At 74.4% G+C, this 1,569-nt stretch carries 1 protein-coding gene and 1 pseudogene; both read right to left on the bottom strand.

Going from position 1 to position 1,569, the window contains the following annotated elements; all coding sequences use genetic code 11:
• Positions 1-127: 127 nt before the first annotated feature.
• A complete protein-coding gene (locus EU811_RS23220; protein ID WP_142940590.1) occupies positions 128-1,000 on the bottom strand; it encodes a sulfurtransferase in 873 nt (290 codons plus the stop codon).
• Positions 997-1,569 (bottom strand): annotated as a pseudogene (locus EU811_RS23215) (hypothetical protein); the annotation flags it as partial. The pseudogene EU811_RS23215 and the gene EU811_RS23220, both read right to left, overlap by 4 nt.

The following is a 1,569-nucleotide window of genomic DNA, read 5'->3' as shown; positions in this document are numbered from 1 at the left end:
AGTCTCGTGGGCTCGGCGGGCGGTTCGGGCTTCTCCAGTACCGGGGGTGTCACCCCGATCTGTTTCGTCGGCATGGCGGTCTTCCTCTCGGGACGGCCGAAGGCGGTTGGGGACTGCTCGGTGCGGATCAGGACGGCAGGGGCCCGGTCGCGGCCGGGCGGGCGGGATCGGCGGACCAGGCCGACCAGGAGCCGGGGAAGAGCGTCGCGTCGAACCCGGCGATCGCGAGGGCGGCGATCTGGTGGGCCGCGGTGACACCGGACCCGCAGTACACGCCGATCACGGCCGCTTCACCGGCACCGCGGTCCTCGAACCGCTTGCGCAGCTCCTCGGGCGGCAGGAACGTCCCGTCGGCCGCGATGTTCTCGCCGGTCGGGGCGGAGACCGCGCCCGGGATGTGGCCCGCGCGAGGGTCGACCGGCTCCTGCTCACCGCGATAGCGCTCTCCGGCGCGGGCGTCCAACAGCAGCCCGCTCGCGGCCAGTTGGGCCGCACCGTCCGCGTCCGTCACCGGCAGCCCGCCCGGCCGGAGGACGATGTCGCCCGGCTCCGGATCCGGCGTATTCGCAGCCGGCTCTGTCGCACCCGGAGCGGACTCCAGCGGCAGCCCCGCCGCCCGCCACGCGCCCAACGCCCCGTCCAGCAGGGTCACTTCAGGCACTCCGGCCCAGCGCAGCAGCCACCAGGCGCGGGCGGCGGCCGTGTTGCCCAGGTTGTCGTACACGACGACCGGCCGCCCCTCCTTGAGGCCCCAACTCCGTGCAGCCGCCTGCAGATCCGCGAGGTCCGGCAGCGGATGACGGCCGCCCTCCGGGCTCGGTGGACCGGCCAGTTCGTGGTCCAGGTCGACGTACACCGCCCCCGGAATGTGGCCGGCCTCGTAGTGGTCGCGGCCGTGCGGGTCGCCCAGCGCCCAGCGCACGTCGAGCAGGACGGGCGGCCGCCCGGAGTCGATCAGCTCGCGCAGTTCCGCGACCGTCGTCGTCACCCGGGCGCTCATGCGAGACCCTCCGCGATCGCGGGCAGCTCGGGGGAGAGGCGCAGCCGTTCCAGGAAGAGCACGACCGTGGCGGCGGCGGTGCGGTGCAGCGCGTCGTTGAGCACGTCGTGCCGGCCGCCGTTGAAGGTCACGGTCCGTACGTCGGGGTGCCCCTCGTAGGCGCTGAGCGCGTCGGCGAGCGGACTCACCGTGTCCTCGGCGCCGTGCAGGGCCAGCACGGGAACCCGTACGAGATCCAGGCTCGGCTCCGGCAGGTCCGGGGCCGTGTCCAGTGCCCCGCGCCGGAAGCCAGGGTCGTTCGTGAGGCGTGCCTGGTGGGTGGGGCAGGCGGTGCGTGCCTCGACCTCCGTCTCCCAACTCCCGGACGCCCAGGGGGCGGTGGGCAGACCGGCCAGGATCAGCGCGTCGATCCCCGGGGTCTGCTCGGCAGCGAGCCGGGCGGCGTACAGGGCACCCGTGTCCGAGCCGACCAGCACCTTCGGGCCGGGCAGGGACTCGTCGGCGAGGAGCTTGGCCGCCTCGTCGAGCACGGACGGAACGGCGACCGGGTCACCGAGGGCACGTACGCG

This window comes from Arthrobacter sp. TS-15, assembly GCF_006964045.1.
Taxonomy (GTDB): Bacteria; Actinomycetota; Actinomycetes; order Actinomycetales; family Micrococcaceae; genus Arthrobacter.
This window is presented reverse-complemented; position numbering and strand designations above follow the sequence as displayed.